This is a genomic window from Pedococcus ginsenosidimutans, assembly GCF_039544395.1.
Taxonomy (GTDB): domain Bacteria; phylum Actinomycetota; class Actinomycetes; order Actinomycetales; family Dermatophilaceae; genus Pedococcus; species Pedococcus ginsenosidimutans.
In genome coordinates, this window is record NZ_BAABLO010000004.1 from 329,993 (window position 1) to 350,227 (window position 20,235).

Sequence of the window (20,235 nt, forward strand, 5' to 3'; positions counted from 1 at the left end):
CAGTCGCAGGACCCCGGGGCCGCACCGGCCCCGGGGTCCTGCGTGTCCCGCCCACCGCCCTCGGCGGGCCGTCTCGATGGGGCTCAGGCACCCTTGGCGGCGATGAAGCCCTGCTCGAGGTCGGCGAGGATGTCGTCGATGTGCTCGATACCCACCGCGAGGCGCACGAGGCCGGGGGTCACGCCGGCTGCGAGGCGGTCGCTGTCGGGGCCCTGGGAGTGGGTCGTCGAGGCCGGGTGGATGGCCAGGGAGCGCACGTCGCCGATGTTGGCCACGTGGCTGTGCAGCTCCAGCGCCTCGACGAACCGGCGCCCCGCCTCGACGCCGCCGGCGATCTCGAAGGCCAGCACCGCACCCGCGCCCCGGGGCGTGTACCTGCGCGCCTTCTTGTAGGACTCGTGGTCGGGCAGCGACGCCCACACGACCTTCTCCACCTGGTCCTGCGCCTGGAGGAACGCCGCGACCTTGTGCGTGTTCTCCAGGTGCCGGTCGAGGCGCAGGCTCAGCGTCTCGATGCCCTGCGCGATGAGGAACGCGTTGAACGGCGCCACCGCCGGGCCGAGGTCACGCAGCAGCTGTACCCGGGCCTTGAGGATGAACGCCAGGTTGGCGCCCAGCGGGCTGCCGACGCCGAGGTCCCGGGCGAAGACGAGCCCGTGGTAGCTCTCCTCGGGGGTGTTGTAGTTGGGGAACCGCTCCGGGTCCGCGGCGTAGTCGAAGGTGCCGCCGTCGACGATCACGCCGGCGATCGACGTGCCGTGGCCGCCGAGGTACTTCGTGGCGGAGTGCACGACGACGTCGGCTCCCCACTCCAGGGGACGGATGAGGTACGGCGTGGCGATGGTGTTGTCGACGACCAGCGGCACCCCGACCTCGTGGGCGACCGAGGCGACGGCCTCGATGTCGAGCACCTCGGACTTGGGGTTGGAGATCGACTCCCCGAAGAACAGCTTCGTGTTGGGCTGCACCGCTGCCCGCCACGACTCGACGTCGTTGGGGTCGGCGACGAAGCTCACCTGGATGCCGAACTTGGGCAGGGTGTGCTTGAGCAGGTTGTAGGTGCCGCCGTAGAGGCTGGGGCTGGCCACGACGTGGTCACCGGCCTCGGCGATGTTGAGGATGGCGAGCGTCTCGGCCGCCTGCCCGGAGGCCACGAGCAGCGCCCCGACGCCGCCTTCGAGCGAGGCGACGCGCTGCTCGACGGCGTCCTGCGTCGGGTTCATGATGCGGGTGTAGATGTTGCCGAACTCCTTGAGCGCGAACAGGTTTGCTGCGTGCTCGGTGTCCCTGAAGACGTAGGAGGTGGTCTGGTAGATCGGCAGGGCGCGGGCCCCGGTGGCTGAGTCGGGCTCCTGCCCGACGTGCACCTGGCGGGTCTCGAACGACCAGTTGGCGTTGCTCATGTCTGTGACCTTCACTCTCGTGCCGCGGGTGCGGCGTCGGCGTGGTCCGTCGCCGACGGTGGAGTGGTGCAGGTCGCCACCGCCGGAGGCGGTGCGGGACACGTGGTGGGTCTCCCGCGCTTGCGCACGGCAGGTGCCGTGCGCCTGGTCCTCACCCGGGGCACCCCACCGCGGAGGAGGGTTGCCGGCCAGCGAGCCGGGGCTTGGCGCTGGCACTCATGACCTACCGAGAGGGTATGCCGCGCCGGTCACGGCGCGGCACACCCGTCTCTCATCGCGGACCGGGAGGGCAGCCGCCCTCCTCCGGGCTCAGGGCAACATCCAGCCGAGCACCGACGTGGACTGGAGGTAGACCACGACGCACATGAACGCCAGGAACCCCAGGCTCCAGCCGACCACCCGGCGGAACAGGTCGCCCTCGCGGCCGGAGAGGCCCACGGCCGCCGCGGCGATGGCGAGGTTCTGCGGCGAGATCATCTTGCCGAGCACCCCGCCGGAGGAGTTAGCCGCTGCCATGAGCGCCGGGCTGAGCCCGACGTCCTTGGCGGCCGAGACCTGGAGCGCGCCGAACAGCGAGTTCGACGACGTGTCGGACCCCGTCACGGCGACACCGAGCCAGCCCAGGATCGGTGACAGGACCGCGAAGGCCGCCCCGGCACCGGCCATCCACGACCCCAGGGTCGCGGTCTGGCCCGAGGAGTTCATGACGTAGGCGAGGCCGAGCACCGCCATGACGGTGAGGATCGCGGACGCGAGCTGGCGGTAGGTCGCGCCGTAGGCGGTGAGGGCCTTGCGCGGCGAGATGCCGATCGCGGGGATGGTCAGAAGGCCGGCGATGAGCATGAGGGTGCCTGCGGCGTTGAGCCAGTTGAGCTTGAACACCGGCAGGGTCGAGTCCTTGCCCGAGGCCGTCTTCAGCCCGTCGAGACCGGGCCACCGGAACGCCCGGCTCGGCGCGTCGAGGGCGTCCTTGACGCCCGGCAGCTGCGCGACGATGAACAGCGCGATGATGATGAGGTACGGCGCGTAGGCCCGGACCACCTCGGCGGTGCTGTCCTGCCGGTCCGCGTCGCGGGCCGCGAGGTCACCCGCCGTGGTCGAGGGGACGGGCTCGTCGTGGCGCCGGCTGCTGCCGCCGTGCCCGCGGGCTGCGGTGGCGCGACCGCCCTCGTGGGACGTGTCGGCACCCCGGGCCGGTGAGCCATCCGCCGCCCGGGCAGCGGAACCGCTGCGGGCGCCGACGAGCTCGTCGTCGGTCTCGGTCTCCACGTACGCCGTCGCGGGCTGCCAGACCCGGAGCAGCAGCACCACGGCCAGGGCCCCCACGAGCGCGGCGACGATGTCGGTCAGCTGGGTGGACAGGAAGTTGGACGTCGCGAACTGGGCCAGCGCGAAGGCCACTCCGCACACCAGGGTGGCCGGCAGGGTGGCCCGGACGCCCTTGCCCTTGTCGACGATGTAGACGAGCGCCATCGGCACGAACACCCCGAGCAGCGGGGTCTGGCGACCGACGATCTGCGCGAGGTGGTGCTCCGACTCCCCGCTCACGGTGGCGAGCGTGGTGATCGGCACGGCGAGCGCACCGAACGCGACCGGCGCGGTGTTGGCGACGAGGGCGACGACCGCGGCCTTCATCGGCCGGAAGCCGAGGGCGATGAGCATGACGCTGGTGATGGCGACCGGGGTGCCGAAACCGGCGAGCGCCTCGAGGAGCGCCCCGAAGCAGAACGCGATGATGACCGCCTGGATGCGTTGGTCGTCGCTGACCTTGGCGAAGGACCGGCGCAGGACGTCGAAGTGTCCCGTCTCGACCGTCATGTTGTAGAGCCAGATCGCGTTGATGACGATCCACAGGATCGGGAAGAAGCCGAAGGCCGCACCCTCGAGCCCGGCCGAGAACGCCTTGCCGACCGGCATCGAGTAGGCCGCGACGGCCACGACGAACGACACGGCGAGCGAGACCAGGGCGGCCTTCCACGCCGCCAGGCGCAGCACGCCCAGCAGGACGAACAAGGTCAGCAGGGGCAGCATCGCGACGAGGGCGGTGATCGTCAGGGAGCCGGCAACGGCGTCGAGCACGGGTCTGTACATGGTGGGTCACCTCGGTGTGGGACTGCGTGGACGTGGGTGGTCGTGCCTGCAGGTGGTGCGGTCAGTCCGTGCGGCGCCTCCGGTCGGCGTCGAAGACCTCGGGCGAGCGCCCACGGATCGAGGCGTCGAGCACCTCGACCGTGTGCGCCATCGGGAGGGTGGTGCCGGCCCGCTCCAGGGCGGAGGCCACCTGCATCAGGCAGCCGGGGTTGGCTGTCACGAGCAGCTCCGCACCCGTCGCGAGGACGTTGCGCGCCTTGCGGTCACCGAGCTCCCGGGCGGGCTCGGGGTTCACCAGGTTGTAGACCCCCGCGGAACCACAGCACAGGTCGCCCTCGGCGACCTCCCGCACCTGCAGGCCCGGTATCGCGCGCAGCAGCTCCCGGGGCTGGCTGCGGACGCCCTGGGCGTGGCTGAGGTGGCAGGCGTCGTGGTAGGCCACGGTCACCGGCAACGGGTGTCGCGGGGCCACCGTCCCGACCTCGGCCAGCAGCTCGCTGACGTCGCGCACCAGGCCGGCGAACCGGCGCGCCCGGTCGGCGTAGGCGGGGTCGTCGGCCAGCAGGTCGGCGTACTCCTTCATGGCCGAGCCGCAGCCGGCCGCGTTGACGACCACGGTCTCGACGCCGCTCGCCTCGAAGGTGTCGATGAGCCCACGGGCGAACCGGCGGGCCTCCGCCTCGCGACCGCTGTGCCCCGACAGCGCGCCGCAGCACCCCTGCCCGGCGGGGGCGATGACGTCGAAGCCCTCGGCCGCCAGGACCCGGGCCGTCGCGGCGTTGACCCCGGGGAAGAACTCACGCTGCACGCAGCCGAGCAGCATGCCCACGGTGCCGCGCCTCGTACCCCGCGCGGCGACCCGCTCCGGGACCGGCTGCGCCCGGCCCAGCCTCGGGGCGAGCGCCTCCATGCTGGCCAGCTGCGGCGAGACGCGCTCCAGCAGGCCGGAGCGGCGCAGCAGCCGGGACAGGCCGGTGCTCTGGTGCAGCCGCAGGGGCCCGCGCAGGGCGCGCAGCCGGCGCGGGTAGGGGAAGAGGGCGAAGATCGCCGAGCGCAGGGCCCGGTCAGCCGGGCTGCGCCGGTGCCGCCGCTCGACCTGGGCCCGCGTGGCGGTGATGAGGTGGTCGTACTGCACGCCGGAGGGGCAGGCCGTCACGCAGGCCATGCACCCGAGGCAGGCGTCGAAGTGGCCGACCATCGAGTCGGTCAGCGGCTCGCCCTGGAGCCCCTCGTTCATGAGGTAGATCCGTCCTCGGGGCGAGTCCATCTCCTCGCCCCACAGGACGTAGGTGGGGCACGACGGCAGGCAGAAGCCGCAGTGCACGCAGTCGGCGACGAGCTCGGCCGACGGCGGGTGGTGGTCGTCGAAGGCCGGCTCCCCCGGAGCCACCCCGGTGAGGGACAGCCGCGCGTCGGTGCCCAGGGTGCCCGCGGGCGCGGACACCGGCGGCTCCCCCGACGGCGTCGTGGGCGTGGAGCCGGACGCGGGCTGCTCGGGCTTCGAGGTGGTCACGTTAGATCCCTCCGACGAACCGGCCGGGGGCGAGCAGCCGCCCGGGGTCGAACTGGTCCTTGACCGCCCGCATCAGTGACAGGCCTCCCACCGGTCCCCAGGCGTCGACGAGGTCGGTGGTGCCGGGCGGACCCTGCAGCAGGACGACGGAGCCGCCGAAACCCGGCGAGGACGCACGCAGGGCCACGGTGAACGCGGCGACGTCCTCGGCGCTCCCCTCCACGGCCACGGTCGCGGTGCCGACCGCGACCGAGCCACGCAGCGCGGCCGAGCAGCCGGAGGCCGCCTCGGCGCGGGCGACGGCGTCGAGCACGCGGGTCAGCGCCGCCAGCTCGTGGGTGACCCGCAGCAGGGCATCGGCGCGGCCACCCCCCGGCTCACGTCCCCACCACGACGGCGGCTCGCCCGAGCGCTCGGCTCCGCGCCCGAGCAGGGCCGCGACCTCGGCCGCGCGGGCGTCGAGCCCGTCGGGGTGGCCCTCGAGCAGGACCGAGACGACGCAGTCGCCGCCCGACGGCCTGTCGAGCTCGACCGCCGACGGCACCACCTGGCTGTGCACGAGCGACCGCACGACCTCGCGGACCACCACCTGGCTCGACGGCACCCCCGTCACCCAGGTGCGCCCGGTGGGCACCGGGTGGAGCCGGAAGGCGACCTGCGTGATGACGCCCAGGGTGCCGAACGAGCCGGTGAGCAGCTTGCCCAGGTCGTACCCGGCGACGTTCTTGACGACCTTGCCGCCGCTGTGGGCCACCACCCCGTCCGCGCGGACCATGGTCATACCGATGACGAGGTCACGGACGGCGCCGTGGGCGAGCCGCATCGGACCCGTGGAGGCCGTCGCGACGGCACCTCCCACGGTGCCGGTGCGCGCAGGGTCGACCCCGAGCCGCTGGGCCGCCCGGGCGAGGTCGTCCCCGAGGTCGTCCAGCCGGCGCCCCGCACCCACGACGACGATGAGGTCCCCCGCGGCGTGCTCGACGACGCGGTCGAGGCCGGCAGTGTCGAGCAGGACGTCGAGGCGCTCGGGGTCGCGACCCCAGGCGAGCTTCGTACCGGCACCGCGCACGACCACGGCGAGGTCGTGCGCGGTGGCCACCTGCATGACCGCCGACACCTCCTCGGTGGACCTCGGCCGCACGACCCAGCGCGGCGCACTACCGCCCACGAGGTCGGCCGCCGTGGCGTCCCGGACACCTTCGGGGGACGCCTTCTCCAGTGCCTCGCGACCGGCGGTCAGGGTGCCAGCCATCAGAAGACCTCGGCCACGCCGGCGTCCGCGAGCGGGTGGGCGCCCTGGTGCCGACCGGGCCGCTCACCGCACAGCCGGGGAGTCGGGAAGACCTTGCCCGGGTTGGAGATCGACGCGGGGTCGAACGCGCAGCGGACCAGCTGCATGGTGTCGAGGTCGTCGTCGGTGAACATCCGCGGCATGTACCTCGCCTTGTCCGAGCCGACGCCGTGCTCCCCGGTGATCGACCCGCCGTGCTGGATGCAGAGGTCGAGGATCGCCCCCGAGACCTCCTCGGCCCGCTCGGACTCCCCCTCGACACTGTCGTCGAAGAGGACGAGCGGGTGCAGGTTGCCGTCGCCGGCGTGGAAGACGTTGGCGACGCGGACCCCCGACTCCGCCGACAGGCGGGCGATGCTGCTGAGCACCTCGGGCAGGGCGGTGCGCGGGATGACGCCGTCCTGGACGATGTAGTCGGGGCTGATCCTGCCCACCGCGGCGAAGGCCGACTTGCGCCCCTTCCAGAACAGGGCGCGCTCGGCGTCGTCGGCCGCGATGCGGATCTCGAACGCCCCGTGCTCGTGGCAGTGGCCCTCGACCTCCTCGAACACCTTCTGGACGTCCGAGGCCGGCCCGTCGATCTCGACGATGAGCACCGCGCCCGCACCCTCCGGGTAGCCGCACTGCACCGCGGCCTCGGCCGCCTCGATCGCGAGCGCGTCCATCATCTCGATGGCCGCGGGGATCACCCCGGCCCCGATGATGGCCGAGACCGCTGCCCCTGCCTGGTCGGTGCCGGGGAACGCAGCCAGCAGGGTCCGGACGTCGGCCGGGCTCCGGGTGAGCCGCACGGTCACCGAGGTGACGACCCCGAGGGTGCCCTCGGAGCCGACGAGGGCGCCGAGCAGGTCGTACCCCGGGGCGTCGGGCGCCTTGCCACCGATCTGCTCGACCTCGCCGGTCGGTGTCACCAGCTCGAGCCCGGTGACGTGGTTGCTCGTGAAGCCGTACTTGAGGCAGTGGGCGCCACCGGAGTTCTCGGCGACGTTGCCGCCGATGGAGCAGACCTGCTGGCTCGAGGGGTCCGGCGCGTAGTAGTAGCCGTCGGGCAGGGTGGCCCGGCTGAGCTGGAGGTTGATGACGCCGGGCTCGACGACGGCCCGCTGGTTGTCGCGGTCCACCTCGAGGATCCGGCGCATGGTGGACATCACGACGAGCACCCCGTCGGCGTGCGGGAGCGCCCCTCCGGAGAGTCCCGTGCCCGACCCCCGGGCGACGAACGGCACCCGCTGCGCGGCGCACTCGCGCACCACGGCCGCGACGTCGGCCGTGGTGGCGGCGAGGACGACGACGGCCGGCACGACGCGGTACTGGGCCAGCCCGTCGCACTCGTAGGTGCGCAGGCGCTGGCGGTCGGTGATGACCGCCGCGTCACCCACCAGGGCACGCAGCCGAGCTGCCAGGACGTCGGTGTCCATGTGTCAGAACCGCCTCACCGTTCCACATCGCGGAAATGGGCTTCTGCGCAACGGAGTTTATTTCCGGCATTCGGGACAGGTCAACGGTGCCGCTCGGCTGCCGCGCGGCGGGCCCTCCCCTCATCGACGCTGGTCACGCGCTCGCTAACCGCTGCAGCGCGGTCAAGGCCGCGGCCCGCGCCGTCCACCACGACCGACCCGAGGTGCATGCGCAGCGACGACCCCTCGGTGCGCAGGAGGACATCGAGGTCGTCCAGCCACCGGCGCCGCGCCCACGCCGTCGCCCGGACCTGGGCCTGCTCCGCCAGCCAGGCGCGGGTCTGCGCCACCCCACGCGGCCGAGCCCGGTTCACCACGACCGCAGCAGGGCGCCCGGCACGGGCACCGACGGCCTCATGGAGGCCGCCGCGCAGCTCGGCGATCCGGCTGCGCGCCCCCGCGGCGAGGCGGTCACGTGTGGTCAGTGCGGCAGCACGGCGCTCGGCGCGGGTCGTCGCCGCACGGACCACCTCGGCGTTCGTGGCCCGGGCCCCGGCCTTGAGCAGCGGTGCCGCTCCCCCGGCCATGGCTGCGCCACCCTGCAGCAGCAGGGTGGTCGCGTCCCCGTCGCCGTACACGGCCAGGACGGTCCCGTCGGCCGCGAGCTGCACCCCACCGGTGACGGAGGCCAGCGGGGCGAGCACCTTCAGCGGCGGGGCCATCGACAGGGTCCCCACCAGGCCGGCCACGGCCCCGGCGACCCGGCTGGTCCCGGTCAGCGCGTCGTAGGCGGCGCTGTCGGCGAGGCCGTCGTCGAGCAGGCCGTGGAGGGTGGCGGCGCAGCGCCGGTCGGCCACGTCGAAGGCCTGCCAGGCCAGGTGGTGGCGGCGTCGCGCCTCCTCGACCCGTTCACCGTGGGTGACCATCGCGGCGCGGTGCACCGAGGCGAGTGCCTGCTCGGCAGGGTCGGTGCTGGCCTCCGCCAGGGCCATCCGGTCGCCGGCCGCGAGGAAGGGGCCCCACGACTGGGCGAGGACCCGCTGCGCCCAGGCCACCTCGGCCTGGGCGTCCGCCAGGTCGTTGGCGAGCCGGCGCAGGGCCGAGGCAGCGACGGCATAGCGGTTGGCCACCGCGGCGAGGACCGCCGGCACCGGGCCGACCTGTACGCAGAAGGCCACCCCGGCCGGGCTCGACCAGCCGACGAGGCCCGGGTCGCCAAGGCCGTGCAGCGTGCGGCCTAGGGCCGCGACCCCCTCACCCTGCCGCGCGAGGACGTCCGCCAGGACCCGTGTCTCGACCGGGTCGCCCGACAGCGGGGGCAGCGTGCCCGGCTCCGTGGGGGCGGCCGTCACGGGGCGTCGCCCGACCCGGCGAACAGCGAGGCTGCGTCCTGCTCGACGTCGACGTACGCAGCACCCGCCCGGCGCAGGCCCGAGGCGAGGTCGTCGAGCCGGCGACCGAGGAGGAGCCGCTGGTGCTCGAAGTCGCCCAGCACGGCAGCGAGCGCGCCCCTGGACCTGCCGGGCCCGAGGGCCCAGGCCCGGGAGGCCGCGCTGTCGGCGCACCAGGCGAGGTCAGCGGCGACGTGGCCCATCGACTCCCCCAGCGCGACCAGGTCGTCGCCGGACACCTCGATCCTCATGCCCCGAGGCTAGGCGCGCAGTCCCCTGGTTCCTCGGCGTTGTCCACAGGCCACCTCGGTGCCTCGGGCACCGCGACCCCCGCGTGGCGGGTGTCGGGGGGCCGTGCTTGCATGGCGGCATGACGATTCAGGGTGAGTACGTCCCCAGCACCGCCCGGTGGGTGCGCGACCAGGTCGAGAAGATCGAGGCCGAGGGCACGACCCGCGCGGTCAGCGTCCAGGACCGGCCTGTCGTGATGCTCACGATGCTCGGCGTCTCCGGCAAGGTCCGCAAGGTGCCACTCATGCGCGTCGAGCACGACGGCGTGTACGCCGCGGTGGCCAGCAAGGGCGGCGCCCCCGAGCACCCTGCCTGGTATGCCAACGTCCGCAAGAACCCCGTGCTCGACCTCCAGGACGACGACCGCACCTGGACCGTGCGCGCCCGCGAGATCGAGGGCGAGGAGCGCGAGGTGTGGTGGGAGCGCTGCGTCGCGGCCTTCCCGCCCTACGCGGACTACCAGACCAAGACCGACCGGCTGATCCCGGTCTTCCTGCTGGAGCCGGTCGAGGCCTAGGCGGACCCCGCGGCACTGCCGCGGGCGGTGCGCCGCAGCCAGAGCAGGCCGAGCACCGGAAGGACGAGCGGCACGTAGCCGTAGCCCGACCCGAAGTGCGACCACACGGTCTTGTCGGGGAAGGCGTCGGTGGCCAGGTAGGAGGCCAGCCCGACGACGAGCACCCCGGCGAGCTCCACGGAGATCGCGACGAGGGCGACCCGGCGCGAGGTGCGGTCCCCACGGGCCAGGGCCACGGTCGCCACGACGTAGATCACGGCGGCGACGGCCGACAAGACGTAGGCGAGCGGCGCCCGCGAGAAGTACTCGGTGATCTGCAGGACCGAGCGCCCGGTCGCGGCGAGCGCGAGCAGGCCGTAGACGGCGACGAGGACGATGCCGGGCCCCGAGCGGGTGGAGCGCGGGCCGTCAGTGCGCGGTGTCCCGGTCACGTCAGCCACCGAGGTTCCAGATCTGCTGCAGCCGCGCGGTCATCACGGCAACGGCGAAGGCGGCCACCGCTGCCACCCCCATGGACCAACGCGTCTTCTCCTTGAGGGCGAGGAAGATCGCCGCCGGCGGCAGGAACGGCAACGTGATCGCGTACGCCGCGAAGGTCGCCGTCTCGGCCTTGTCCCCCGGCACCGAGCCGAGGTGGGCCAGCGCCACGACGGCCTGGACCAGCACGCCGAGCTCGAGCACCGCGGCGACGAGCAGGAGGCGGTCGTCCAGGAGCCGTGAGCGCGCCGCGTACCAACCGGACATGGCCAGCAGCAGCAGGGCCGCCGCGAAGACGACGACGGTCAGGGGAAAGAGCACAGCGCGAAGCGTACGCGAGCGCTGTCGCACCGGCTCGGACCGGGAGCCGTGCTAGCCCGTGGTCACCGGCGTGGGCAGGGGCGACTCGGCGAACGACCCGCTGGCCGTCGGTGCCGGCGTCGACTTGCCGCCGCCCTTGGGTGGCGACGACTTGGGCGATGAGGTCTTCGCGGGTGAGGACTTCGTCGTCTTGGGGTTCGAGCCCTTCGAGGTGGGCGAGTTCGGGTTGGGCGTCTTCGTCGACGTCGTGCCCGACGTCGTGGACGGGTCCGGGGTGCCGGTCGTGGTGGTGCCGGTCGGGGTGCCGGTCGTCGACGTCGTGCCGGGCGTGGGCGCGGTGCTCCTCGTCGGGGAGCCGGTGCCCGAGGGGCTGCCGCCCGGGTGGGTGGTCTTCGGGCCCTTGGCGGTGGGCACCGCCGTCGTGGGCAGCGCGGTCGGGGCGCCCGGAGCGGTCGCCAGCACGCCCACGCAGTAGCCGTCGACCTGCTCGGCGCCACCGGCGGTGGAGGCCAGCCTGCGGAAGGCGGTCGACGACTGGCGCGGTGTGCCCTTGCCCTTGTCGGCCGCCCAGGCGCGGCACAGACCCGCGGCGGGGCTGCTGGCCGCGGTCGGGCCGGCGACCGAGGTGTGTCCGGTGCCGGTGGTGCCGACGCGGCCGGTGCGCACCGCCTGCGAGCCGTGGTGCTCGGGCGCCGGGGCGCCGATGGTGTCGTGCATGACCTTCTGGACGGGGTCCGGGAGGGCGCCGACGTAGGCGGCGGCGCCGAGGCCGCCCAGTGACATGGCCGAGGCCGACAGCACCGCGATGCCCAGCAGTGCCGTGCGTGACCGGCCGGCAGCGTTGGCGATGCCCCGACCGCTCGTGCCCGTGCGCGACGAGCTCGTGAGGACGCTGCCGAGCGCCACGACCCGGGTCCGCGGCACCGACCACGCCGGGGGGCGCGGGATGCTGCGGAACGCCGCCGTGGCCACCCGCTCGTCGGCGAGCTCCGCTGCCGTCGGCGGGGCCGCGAGCGACCAGGAGAGGAGCTCGGCATCGGCACCGACGCGCTCGAGGGCACGGGCCTCGGACCGCTGCACCGTCGCCTCGTCCGCACCGACGACGTCGGACACCGACCTCACGGGCAGACCACCTCCGAGCCGGAGCATCAGGATCTCGCCCTGGCCGAGGGGCAGGGCGCGCAGTGCTGCGATGGTGTCGTCGACCCCGCGGTGGGCAGGGTCGCCGCGGACGTCGTCGTCGACGAGGTCCTCCGCCTCGAGGGCATCGCTCCCCGGGGCCACGACGCCCGGCAGGGCCGTGACCGAACCCCACCCGTGGCGCAGGGTGCTCTCCTCCGCCCGCATGCGCGTGCAGGCCAGGATCCAGACGCGCCACGCCAGCTCGTCGCCGGTGAACCCCGGCAGCCCGCGGACCACCGTGATCCAGCCCTCGCAGGCCGCGTCGTAGGGGTCGTCCGCGCCGATGACCCGTAGGTAGCGCACCATCAGGGGGTTGGCATCGCTCCAGAGCCGGGCGAAGGCAGCCTCGTCACCGGCCTGGGCGTCACGCAGAGTGCGTGTGAATCCGGTCCCCAGCACGAGTCCAGTATCCGTCCTGTGTGCGGCCTGTGGCCTCGTCCGTTCGGGCTGTTCCCACTGAGTAGCAGACTGAGTAGCAGAGCGGAGCAGCGGAGCCGAGGCGGAGGGCTGGGCTGCGGCGCCACCGATCCGGGTGAGGAGGCAGGCCCGTCAGGACTTCTGGCGCTCGAACGTCACGAGCACGCCCTCCGTGCCGCCGGGGCCGATCCGCCCCTTGACCTCGACGGAGATGACGGACTTCAGCTGCCAGCCCTTGGCGGCCCACTCGTTGAGGACCTTCTCCAGCTTGTCGGCCGACATCTTGCCCCCGATGAGGCCTTCACGGACCTGGACCACCTTGTACTCGTACATGGCGGCAGCCTAGATGCGCCGGAGCCGCTCGGGCAGGTCCATCGGGCAGGTCGATGAGGCAGTTGATCGGGCAGGTCAGCAGGCGGTCTCGAGCGGGTCGGGCATCCGGGCCACCCCCTCGGGCGAGGCCAGGTGGAACCCGAGCAGGCGCACCCCGTGGCGGTGGCACGCCTCGACCGTCGCCTGGTGCCAGCGACGGTCGTGGTCGGTCGGCAGCAGGCCGCGGCGCCCACGGCCGACCAGCAGGCCTCCACGCGCCGCGGCCACGACGGGCAGGACGAGCTCGAGCAGCCTGAGCAGCTCGTCCTCCCCTGCGCCCTCGGGCAGGTCGTTGACGACGATCGGCTGGATACCGCGGTCACCGTCGTCACACACCATGAGGCCGACCGCACCCCCGCGCCGCTCGTGGATGCCGACCATGAGGTCGACGACGTCGGCCTGCAGCGCCGGGTCGGTCAGCGGGGTGGTCCGGATGTCGTCCGGGAGGTCCTGGTAGCTCATGGCAGGCATGCTGCCCCGAAACGTCCGGGCCGCCGCGGAGTTGTCCCCAGCCCCGGGAGCCCACGGCCAGGGAACTCACCGCCCGGGGCCAGCCGCGTCGGTGTCCCGTCCGCCTCCGTTCCTCGTCCCTTCCCCGGCACGGCATCGGACGAACGGTGGGTAGACGGCCCAATGGCACGCGGCCGGCGGCAGCGCTCAATACCGTCCCCACCGTGGACACCGACCGACTGACCTCCCCCGGGCCGCGCGTGCCCGGCGTGGGCACCACGGCGCACTCCCGCGCCGTCGCCCGCCAGGCGGACCTGCTCGTCAACCGACTCCTCGCCGCCAGGGCGATGGGGACGCTGCGTGCCGAGCTGCAGTCGCTCGACGGGCTCGTGCCGCCGGTCGTCCGGGAGGCCTAGGCCTCCACGGCCATCTCGCCGAGCTCGGACCAGCTGGTGCCCTCGACCGTGGTGTTGACGATCTTCGGGGTCGCGCTCAGGTAGCGGGGCAGCTCGCGCGTCGCCGTGGCGAAGTGCTCGGACTGCACGTGGGCGGCGCCGGCGGCGTCGTCCCGAAAGGCCTCCACGAGGACGTACTCGTGCGGGTCGTCGAGGCTGCGCGACCAGTCGAACCACAGACAGCCCTCCTCGGCCCGGCACGCCTGCGTGAACTCGCGGCTGAGCTCGGGCCACTCGTCGGCGTGCTCCGGCTTCACGGGGAACTTGGCGGTGATGAAGATCAAGGGAGGCTCCTTCGGTCAGGGTTTCGCGGGGGTTGGCGCGCAGGTGAGCGCCTCGTGGGTGCGGTCGGGCCCGGGAGAGGCCGCCAGGTCGGTGGCGAGCGCCACCGCCCGTCCGAGCACGACGCCGTCGGACAGCAGGTCGCCCAGTGCCTCGCGCAGGGTCGACACGGTTGCCGTGTTGGGGTCGAGAACCGTTGCGAGACCTGCTCTTTCGAGCGAGTCGGCCCCGGCGAACTGGTCGGTCGACAGGGGCAGCACGAGCATGGGCACCCCGGAGGTCAGCGCCTCGGTGACGCTGTTGTTGCCGCCGTGGGTCACGGCGAGCGCCGCCGAACGCAGGAGGGTCACCTGGGGCAGGGCCTCCCGGACGAGCCACGACGCCGGGAGGTCGCCGAGCGCCGAGGCCGGGGTGGAGCCGTGAGCCAGCGCGACGCGCACGTCGAGGTCCCGCAGGGCCGCCACGAGCCGCGTAAGGACGTCGCCGCGCACGGACAGGAAGCTGCCGAGGCTGACGTAGACGTAGGGGACGGCACTCTCCCTCACCCACGCATCGACCGCCTCGTCCGGCGGCTCTTCGCGCACCGCCGACCCCAGGAAGCGGTGCGGGGGCAACAGGGCGGTGCGCTCGGGGTCGTGCAGGGCCTCGGGGTAGTTCAGCAGGAGGACGTCACCGGTCACGGCGAACGCGTCCTCGACCTCGGCGGCCCCGGGAGACAGGGCGCGCGCCGCGGCGTTCCACTCGCGGGTGAACGCGTCACGGACGTCCTCGCACACCGTACGGAGCAGGGCCCAGGCCGCGGGGTCCGGCGCCAGGGCTCGCGGGAAGGCCGGTGGGCACCCGTAGACCTCGTCGCCGACGGGCAGCGCCGTCGGGTGGCCGAGGACCACGTCGGCGTGTGCGACCGCGGCACTGGACAGGGCGAGCCGCGCGGAGAAGGCGAGGTGGTCGACGAGCACGGCGTCGGGGCGGACCTTCTCCACGACGTCGAGGACCGCGCGGCCGACCTGCACCGGCTCCCAGAGGAGGTCGTCTCGGCGCGCCCGCGCCTGGAACAGCAGTGTCTCCACGGCCCCCCGGCGGGTGGCGTCGAAGAACCCGCGGAGCGCGTCGTCCTCCCCCGCCGGTTGTTCCTCGGCCCGGATGACGCCGGGGTTGGAGCCGCGGCCCAGCTGGAGGTGCTCCCGCTCGAACCCGAAGCCGCGCACGATGTCGTCGGTCGCCGGTCCGGTCGCGACCACCACCCGCTCACCGCGGGCCTGCCACGCCGTGGCGAGGGTGGCGAGCGGGTAGAGGTGGGAGGCGTAGTCGGGGCTGATGACGAGCAGCGTCACGACGCGGCCCCGGTCGAGGGTCGAGCGACGCGTGTGACGGGGTGCGTGGCCGGGTGCGTCGTGCCGGGTCTCCCCACGTGCGCTGACGCCTCTGCCCGAGCGGTCTCCCCGGTCGCGTCGGTCGCCCGGCCGGAGGCTCCGGCGTACACGCACGCGAGCGCGTCGGCCATGGCGTCGATGCTGAACCGCTCACGCAGGGTGGCCAGCGCGCGCTTCTGGGCCATGCGGGTCTGCGGGGAACGGGCCAGCTCGAGCGCCTCGAGCACCGCTGACGCGAGCGCCTCGCTCGAGGTGGTGTCGGTGAGGATGCCGGTGACCCCCTGCTCGACGTAGGTGGCCGGTCCGCCGCCGTCGGGCGCGACGACGACCAGCGAGGCGGCCATGGCCTCGAGGATCGCCAGCCCGAACTCCTCCTTGAGGCTCGCGGACACATAGACCCCGCCCGGGGCGCTGAGCCCGGGACGGCCCCGCAGGGTGGCGGCGAGCCAGGTGGCCACGGTGGCGTGCGGACGGTGCCCGGAGAGCAGCAGCCCCTGCGGTGCCGCCTGCTCGCGGGGCACTGCGGCGAAGACCTGGTCGAGCTCGGTGGCCTCGTCCGGGGACGGAGAGGTCAGGTCGCCGCCGACGACCAGGAGGTTGCAGGCGTCGTGCAGGGCGGGTGTCGTCGCCCAGGCCCTCGTGAGGGTGGCCATCCCCTTGACGCGGTTGAGCCGGCCGACCGAGATCGCGAGCGGGAGGCCACGCCGTTGCTCGGGCAGCTCTGCCAGGAGGGCGTCGAGCTCGCCCAGCGCGTCGTCCGCGGCGGTCATCGCCCTCGCCCCCGGGCGCAGGGCTGCACTGGCACGGTCCACGGCCCGGAAGTCGATGCCCTCGGCCACGACGGTCGAGCGCGCCCGTTCGCGGTCCGTGTCGAGGTCGAGCCCCAGCAGCTCGCGGGTGTCACGGCCGAGCTCGGGCCGGGGGAAGAGCACGAGCTGGTCGGCCCCGTCGGCGAGCTCGCGCACGAGGCGGTCGCGGTAGGCGAGGTGCTCGACTCCGTCGACCTCGGCGAAGCGCGCACGGGTCAGCTCACCCGCCGCCTCGCGCCGCGCGAGCACCACGTGCGGGTCGGGGGCGAGCGTGAAGACCACGGGCACACCGAGCTCCCGCGCCGCCTCCGCCGCAGCCAGCGACCCGACGTCCGCCATCCGCAGGTGCACCGCGTCCACGTCACCGGCGGCCTGCAGGACCCGGCGGACCCCACGACGTACGGCGACGCGGTGCACCCACGCGTCGGCCATGCCGACCGGCGGTCCCCAGAGGGGCACCGGCGCGTAGTGGTGGCCCGGCGCGGCCAGGTCGGTGGGCACGGGCGCGGTGTCGGGACCGCCCCGGGAGACGGTGACCACACGCTCGACGCCGCGGTGCCCCTCGAGCAGGGCGTCCCCGAGCTGGACGAGCAGGGTCGCGATGCCACCGGTGTCGCCCTTGCCCGCGCTGGTCAGCCGCCCGTCGATGTCGGCGTGGAGGAAGAGCTGGACGACCGTGAGGCCGTCACGGGCGCGGCCGGGTACGGGGGCGTGACGGCGAGCACCGAGGCGCGGGGTGATGAGGCGGTCGCCGAGGGCCGTGGCCGCGGCCAGCGCCGCCGGCGCGGGGAGCTGGGCGGGCTGGACCATGCCCACGAGGACGGCGGTCGCGGCGTCGCCCGGGACGAGACCCACGGTCTCGACGAGGCGGGTGGTCGCGCCGAGGTGGTCCGGGCTCCTCCCCTGCCCGGCCTGCGCCTTCCCGCCCCGGCTCCCACCGGTGCCGGCGTGGTCACGCCACGACCGGTCCACTGCGGACACGAGCGCCTCGAGGACGAGCGACGGCACCACCCCAGCCCAGCGCTCGAGGGTGCGCTGGGCCAGCATGGCGGTGAAGCCGCCGGCGGCGACGAGGGCCACGAGCGGGGGCACCGCGGCGGGAACGGGCGGGGCGTGCTCGAGGGCCCAGGCGGCGTGCTGCGCCGTGAAGGCGGTGCCGGTCCCGAGCATCGGGACGAGGGTCGTCGCGTCCGGCTCCGGCAGCGCGGCCAGTGCGTGGATGGCGCCCAGCCCGGTGACACCGTCGCGTGCGTCGAGGGCCGCCTCGCGCAGCAGGCCGAGGCTCGTCCCGTCGTCGAGCGCCGCGGCCCGGGTGAGCGCCTCCACCGACCTCAGCCCCTGCAGGATCGTGGGCGCGGCGCGCACCTCCTCGAGGGCCGCACGGACGTCCGTGGTCTCCCGCTCCCCCGCCGGATCCGCGGTCCCCGGACCCGCCGTCGCCACGGGCGACGTCGTCCCCACCGCTGCCGGCCCCGTCACGGCGGCGTGCTCCCTCTCCACTCCTCGACCCTAGGTCGGCCCCCGGGCCGCCGCACTCCCGGCGAGGCGCCGCCGGGGTGAAGAGCAGTCGAAGGTCGGGCGAACTCCTCATCCCGCTCTCCACCCCGCTTGACCACCGCCATGCACGACGAGCCGCGTGGCCAGCGCGACACGCCGCGCAGGGGTCGTCCGAACGGGTGGATCTCGTCAGGCAGTGAGACATCTGGCAACAGGAGGTGACACTCTTCACTGTCGTCACACCCGCCCCTGTTGACTCTCCCCCCGGACTCCACTGATGCGACTGATCTCTGCCGCCCTCGCCGTTGCTCTCACCCCCGCCTTCGTCGCCCTGCCGACGGTGTCGTTCGCTGCCCCCGACGCGCCCCACCCGGTGCGGCCGTCGGTCGTGAGCACGTCCATCTCGGGGATCGACGGGGCCGCCGCCGCCAAGGAGCTCTCCCTCAGGCACCGCGGCCTGGCCCTCTCACGCCGCGCGGTGGAGGGCGAGCGCGTCACCTCCGTGCTCACCGGCGAACAGGTGCGCAAGCGCTTCACCGTGGCAGGGGTCTCGTGGGCCGGATCGACGGACCTGACCGCTGACGACGTCACCGTCGAGGTCCGGCTCAAGGAGGACGCGGGCTGGACCGACTGGGACACCCTCCCCGTCCCGGACGACGGGCCGCAGCCCGGCACCCCCGAGGCCGTGGGGGCCCGGCTGGGTACGACGCCCATCGTCAGCGAGGGCGCCACCGGCATCCAGGTGCGGGTCGACACCCCGAGCGGCCGCACCCTGCCCGACCTCAAGGTCACCACCATCGACCCCGGCACCTCGGCCGCCGACGACAACCTCACCGCCGCCCAGCCCGCCGCGAGCGCCTCGGCAGCCGCGATCCAGCCGACCATCATCACCCGGGCGCAGTGGGGCGCCGACGAGAGCCTGCGCGGCAGCAAGACGCTGAGCAGCACCGTCAAGGCGATCGTCATCCACCACACGGCCGGAACCAACGACTACACCCCCGAGACCGCCGCGGCGCAGGTGCGCGGCATCTACGCCTACGACACCCAGGGCCTCGGCTGGGCCGACATCGCCTACAACTTCCTCGTCGACAAGTGGGGCCGGGTCTACGAGGGCCGCGCGGGCTCGATCACGCAGCCCGTCCGCGGCGCCCACGCCATGGGCTTCAACACCGACACCATGGGCATCTCGGCGATCGGCAACTACGAGACCGCGACCGCGCCCGCGGTGATGGTCGACGCGATCGCCAAGGTCGCCGGCTGGAAGCTCTCGCAGTACGGCGTGAGCCCCACCGCGACGACGCGCCTGACCTCCCAGGGCGGCACCGGCGCGAAGTACGCCGCCGGCGTGACGGTCACGCTCCCGACCATCAACGCCCACCAGAACACGTCCTACACCCTCTGCCCGGGCAAGTACCTCTACCCGCAGATGGACACCATCCGCACCAAGGCCGCCAACTACGCGCAGTACTCCAACACGGCCGGCGCGGTGCCGGTCCCGACCTCGCGCCTGTACGCGACCTACGGCTCGCTCACCCTGAGGACGGGTTCGACGGGCACGGCGGTGCGCGACCTGCAGACCGAGCTCAACCGACGCGGCTACTCGGTCGGGACCGCGGACGGCGCGTTCGGTCCCATGACGGCCAGCGGGGTGTCCGCCTTCCAGAAGGCGGCGCAGCTCGCGGTCACCGGCACGGTCGCCTCCAACGACTGGAAGGCACTGTCCGGCCTGGCCTACACCAAGGTCACTCCCCCCGCCCCGGTCGTCGTGCCCCCCATCGCGGGCTTCAACGCCGACGGGCGCGGTGACGTGCTGGGCCGCACCGCTGTGGGCGACCTCTACTACTACCCGGCGGGCACCGGCACCATCGGGGCACCGGTGCGCATCAGCAGCGGCTGGGGCTCGTTCCGCCAGGTCGTCTCTCCCGGCGACTGGAACGGCGACCGCTTCGCGGACATCGTCGCCACGACCTCGGCCGGCGCCGTCTACCTCTACAAGGGCAACGGCAAGGGCGGCCTGCTCCCGGGCCGCACGCTGCTGTCGAACACCTGGACCTCCTACGTCGACGTCCTGACGCCCGGCGACTTCACCGGCGACAAGAAGCCGGACCTGTTGGCGCGCAAGGCGAACGGCGAGCTGTGGCTCGTCGCGGGCAACGGCAAGGGCGCCTTCACCGGCACCTGGCGCAAGCTGGGGACCGGCTGGCAGACCTACACCCAGGTCATCACGCCGGGGGACGTCACCGGCGACGGCAGGCCCGACCTGCTCGGGCGCACCCCCGCCGGAGGCCTCTACCTGCACGCCGGCACCGGGTCGACCACGGGCCCCGCGTACAAGGGCCAGAGCCGGATCTCCTACGGCTGGAAGGGCTACAACACGGTCTTCTCCACCGGCGACCTCACCGGCGACGGCAAGGCCGACCTCATCGCCCGCACCGCCGCCAACGTCAACACCGTCTTCCCCGGCACCGGCCAGGGCACCTTCACCACGGGCAAGGCCCTCAAGGCGCCGTGGGGGTCCACGACCATGGTCGTCGGGGTGCGCTGACCCGGTCGACGCATGCGCGGCGCGAAGCCTGCGGTGGCCTGCGCGGGGTGATCGGCAACCGTGATCAGCAATGTCGCCGGGAGCGCTGACACAGATGGGCCCGCGTCCTAGCGTGTGCCCCAGCCGGCGTCGAGGGACGTGGTGGTGCAGCACCTCGAGGA

The 20,235-nt window shown here is 73.7% G+C and carries 18 protein-coding genes and 1 riboswitch; of the genes, 3 read left to right on the plus strand and 15 right to left on the minus strand.

Features of this window, described 5'->3' with window-relative positions; translation table 11 throughout:
- Positions 1–83 precede the first annotated feature (83 nt).
- The 7 genes from ABEA42_RS06310 to ABEA42_RS06340 all read right to left on the minus strand — a co-directional run bounded on the left by ABEA42_RS06310 (position 84) and on the right by ABEA42_RS06340 (position 9,337).
- Positions 84–1,403: a bifunctional o-acetylhomoserine/o-acetylserine sulfhydrylase gene (locus tag ABEA42_RS06310; protein ID WP_345501922.1), complete on the minus strand. Its 1,320-nt coding sequence runs from the start codon at positions 1,401–1,403 to the stop codon at positions 84–86.
- Positions 1,404–1,514: 111 nt separating this feature from the next.
- Positions 1,515–1,627: riboswitch (SAM riboswitch) on the minus strand.
- Between the two features lie 85 nt (positions 1,628–1,712).
- Entirely contained in the window at positions 1,713–3,494 is a 1,782-nt protein-coding gene (locus tag ABEA42_RS06315; RefSeq protein ID WP_345501924.1) for an L-lactate permease, read from the minus strand.
- A gap of 61 nt (positions 3,495–3,555) precedes the next feature.
- Positions 3,556–5,007, minus strand: coding sequence for a heterodisulfide reductase-related iron-sulfur binding cluster (locus tag ABEA42_RS06320; RefSeq protein ID WP_425572001.1), 1,452 nt, complete (start codon positions 5,005–5,007; stop codon positions 3,556–3,558).
- 1 nt (position 5,008) lies between these two features.
- Positions 5,009–6,259, minus strand: a complete 1,251-nt coding sequence (locus ABEA42_RS06325) for an FAD-binding oxidoreductase (RefSeq protein WP_345501925.1) — start codon at positions 6,257–6,259, stop codon at positions 5,009–5,011.
- Positions 6,259–7,716, minus strand: a complete 1,458-nt coding sequence (locus ABEA42_RS06330) for an FAD-linked oxidase C-terminal domain-containing protein (protein ID WP_345501926.1) — start codon at positions 7,714–7,716, stop codon at positions 6,259–6,261. Before ABEA42_RS06330 ends, ABEA42_RS06325 begins: the two co-directional genes overlap by 1 nt.
- 80 nt (positions 7,717–7,796) lie before the next feature.
- Entirely contained in the window at positions 7,797–9,047 is a 1,251-nt protein-coding gene (locus ABEA42_RS06335) for a hypothetical protein (RefSeq protein WP_345501927.1), read from the minus strand.
- The gene (locus ABEA42_RS06340; RefSeq protein ID WP_345501928.1) at positions 9,044–9,337 is read right to left on the minus strand and encodes a hypothetical protein; all 294 of its coding nucleotides are present in this window, start codon (positions 9,335–9,337) and stop codon (positions 9,044–9,046) included. Before ABEA42_RS06340 ends, ABEA42_RS06335 begins: the two co-directional genes overlap by 4 nt.
- A 119-nt stretch (positions 9,338–9,456) precedes the next feature.
- Here ABEA42_RS06340 and ABEA42_RS06345 point away from each other — a divergent pair, with 119 nt between their 5' ends.
- Positions 9,457–9,894, plus strand: a complete 438-nt coding sequence (locus tag ABEA42_RS06345; RefSeq protein WP_345501929.1) for a nitroreductase family deazaflavin-dependent oxidoreductase — start codon at positions 9,457–9,459, stop codon at positions 9,892–9,894.
- Here ABEA42_RS06345 and ABEA42_RS06350 read toward each other — a convergent pair.
- From ABEA42_RS06350 to ABEA42_RS06370, 5 genes are all read right to left on the minus strand, one after another.
- Positions 9,891–10,334: a hypothetical protein gene (locus tag ABEA42_RS06350; RefSeq protein WP_425572002.1), complete on the minus strand. Its 444-nt coding sequence runs from the start codon at positions 10,332–10,334 to the stop codon at positions 9,891–9,893. The two genes, ABEA42_RS06345 and ABEA42_RS06350, sit on opposite strands and share 4 nt — an antisense overlap.
- Positions 10,327–10,692 (minus strand): hypothetical protein, encoded by a 366-nt coding sequence (locus ABEA42_RS06355; RefSeq protein WP_345501930.1) that lies wholly within the window; start codon positions 10,690–10,692, stop codon positions 10,327–10,329. Before ABEA42_RS06355 ends, ABEA42_RS06350 begins: the two co-directional genes overlap by 8 nt.
- A gap of 51 nt (positions 10,693–10,743) precedes the next feature.
- Positions 10,744–12,273, minus strand: a complete 1,530-nt coding sequence (locus ABEA42_RS06360) for an RNA polymerase sigma factor (RefSeq protein WP_345501932.1) — start codon at positions 12,271–12,273, stop codon at positions 10,744–10,746.
- Between the two features lie 150 nt (positions 12,274–12,423).
- Positions 12,424–12,624: a DUF4177 domain-containing protein gene (locus ABEA42_RS06365; protein ID WP_345501933.1), complete on the minus strand. Its 201-nt coding sequence runs from the start codon at positions 12,622–12,624 to the stop codon at positions 12,424–12,426.
- 75 nt (positions 12,625–12,699) lie between these two features.
- Positions 12,700–13,125: a hypothetical protein gene (locus ABEA42_RS06370; protein WP_345501934.1), complete on the minus strand. Its 426-nt coding sequence runs from the start codon at positions 13,123–13,125 to the stop codon at positions 12,700–12,702.
- A 212-nt stretch (positions 13,126–13,337) separates the two neighbouring features.
- Between ABEA42_RS06370 and ABEA42_RS06375 the strand changes: the two genes are divergently transcribed.
- Positions 13,338–13,529, plus strand: coding sequence for a hypothetical protein (locus tag ABEA42_RS06375; RefSeq protein ID WP_345501935.1), 192 nt, complete (start codon positions 13,338–13,340; stop codon positions 13,527–13,529).
- On the opposite strand, the gene ABEA42_RS06380 is transcribed toward ABEA42_RS06375, so the two are convergent.
- From ABEA42_RS06380 to ABEA42_RS06390, 3 genes are read right to left on the minus strand one after another with little or no spacing between them, the layout of a single operon-like run.
- Entirely contained in the window at positions 13,526–13,852 is a 327-nt protein-coding gene (locus ABEA42_RS06380) for a putative quinol monooxygenase (RefSeq protein ID WP_345501936.1), read from the minus strand. The genes ABEA42_RS06375 and ABEA42_RS06380 overlap by 4 nt on opposite strands.
- Before the next feature lie 15 nt (positions 13,853–13,867).
- Complete coding sequence (locus tag ABEA42_RS06385) at positions 13,868–15,184, minus strand: glycosyltransferase (protein ID WP_345501938.1); 1,317 nt, start codon at positions 15,182–15,184, stop codon at positions 13,868–13,870.
- Entirely contained in the window at positions 15,181–17,532 is a 2,352-nt protein-coding gene (locus ABEA42_RS06390) for a glycosyltransferase family 4 protein (protein ID WP_345501939.1), read from the minus strand. The genes ABEA42_RS06385 and ABEA42_RS06390 overlap by 4 nt, the downstream gene beginning before the upstream one ends.
- A gap of 274 nt (positions 17,533–17,806) precedes the next feature.
- Here ABEA42_RS06390 and ABEA42_RS06395 point away from each other — a divergent pair, with 274 nt between their 5' ends.
- Complete coding sequence (locus tag ABEA42_RS06395) at positions 17,807–20,074, plus strand: FG-GAP-like repeat-containing protein (RefSeq protein ID WP_345501941.1); 2,268 nt, start codon at positions 17,807–17,809, stop codon at positions 20,072–20,074.
- Positions 20,075–20,235: the final 161 nt, after the last annotated feature.